Origin of the sequence: Micromonospora sp. URMC 107 (assembly GCF_051386315.1) — a bacterium.
Classification (GTDB): domain Bacteria; phylum Actinomycetota; class Actinomycetes; order Mycobacteriales; family Micromonosporaceae; genus Micromonospora.
The window spans coordinates 1-1,658 of the sequence record NZ_JBPQTK010000270.1 but is presented as its reverse complement, the minus strand read 5'-3'; the positions used below and the strand labels follow the sequence as shown (position 1 = coordinate 1,658).

Here is a 1,658-nt window from a genome sequence, read left to right as displayed (position 1 = left end):
ATCCCGCACCCTGCCCGCCCCGCGCATCCTCCTCGGCGACCCGAACCTGCCCGGCCGGCCCGTCTACGCCCCCACCCGCAGCGGTCGCCGCGCGACCGGCGTCGTCCCGAGCGGCGGCGTCCGCGCCGGACGAGCAGGGCATGACGCCGCAATCCGGACAGGTCCTTGCCATATCGATAGACGGCTCCCTATCCTCGCTGGAAAGCGCTTTCCGGGCACGCGCGAACGGCACCACCACGGGCGGCGGGAGCACGGTCACGGCGACCTCGCGGCCGGGGCCGGCGGCCTCGGCCGGGGCCGGCGCGGAACCGCCGAACCGATCCACCTCGAGAAGAAACACCTCCGGGTCGACCAGCGAGCGTCCCGGCGACAGGTCGGCGGTCACGACGGTGCACCGACGGGACCACGGCAGATGGGCAACGGCAACACCCGACATCCGAAGACGAAGGTGAGACGACAGATGAGAAGACCAGTCGCACTGCGACTCCAGGTGGCACTGGCCACGACGGCCGTAGGGGCCGCGCTCGGGGTGGCGGCACTGCCGACACCCGAGGCGTCGGCGGCGGCGGGCGGCGCCACCGGATACGCGACGCAGAACGGTGGGACCACCGGCGGCGCGGGCGGGCAGACGGTGCGGGTCAGCACGGGGACCGGGATTCACACGGCCCTGTGCACCCGGGCCAGCAGCAGCACCCCGATCATCATCGAGGTCCAGGGAACCATCAACCACGGCAACACCACCAAGGTGTCGGGCGGCAGCTGCAGCACCGCCGACGGCGTGATCGAGCTCAAGCAGATCAGCAACGTCACGATCGTCGGGGTCGGCACCGGGGCCGTCTTCGACCAGCTGGGCATCCACATCCGCGAGTCCCGCAACATCATCATCCGGAACGTGACCGTCCGGAACGTCAAGAAGTCCGGCTCACCCACCTCCAACGGCGGTGACGCCATCGGCATGGAGAGTGGCGTCCGCAACGTCTGGGTCGACCACGCCACCCTGGAGGCCTCGGGTGGGGAGTCGGAGGGGTTCGACGGCCTCTTCGACATGAAGGACGACACCCAGTACGTGACCCTGTCGTACAGCATCCTGCGCAACTCCGGCCGGGGCGGCCTCATCGGGTCCAGTGAGAGCGACCGCTCGAACGGCTTCGTCACGTTCCACCACAACCTGTACGAGAACATCGACTCCCGTACGCCCCTGCTGCGCGGCGGCATCGCCCACATCTACAACAACCACTACGTGAGCCTCCACGAGTCCGGCATCAACTCCCGGGCCGGGGCCAGGGCCAAGGTGGAGAACAACTACTTCAGGAACTCCAAGGACGTCCTGGGCACCTTCTACACCAGCGAGCGTGGCTACTGGCAGGTCAGCGGCAACGTCTTCGACAACGTGACCTGGTCGAGCCCCGGCACCGACAACTACCCCGCCGGCCCCGACCCGCAGTCCAACACCACCGTCAGCATCCCGTACCCGTACAGCCTCGACGCGGCCAACTGCGTGCCGGACGTCGTCCGCCAGACGGCGGGCGCGAACACGGGCCTGCGGGAGTCGGACGGCAACTGCACCCCGCAGACGCCGGCGCCGACGCCGACCACCCCCACGCCGGGGCCGACCAGCCCGACCCCGGGCCCCACCACCCCCACGCCGGCGTCTGCGG

General features: G+C 70.2%; 2 protein-coding genes. One reads left to right on the top strand and one right to left on the bottom strand.

Annotated elements, in window-relative coordinates:
• Positions 1–385: hypothetical protein (locus ACSNN9_RS28425; RefSeq protein WP_436676383.1), on the bottom strand; the 385-nt coding region annotated here is incomplete at its 3' end.
• 75 nt (positions 386–460) lie between these two features.
• Here ACSNN9_RS28425 and ACSNN9_RS28420 point away from each other — a divergent pair.
• The coding region (locus tag ACSNN9_RS28420; RefSeq protein ID WP_436676382.1) for a pectate lyase family protein at positions 461–1,658 on the top strand (1,198 nt) is incomplete at its 3' end.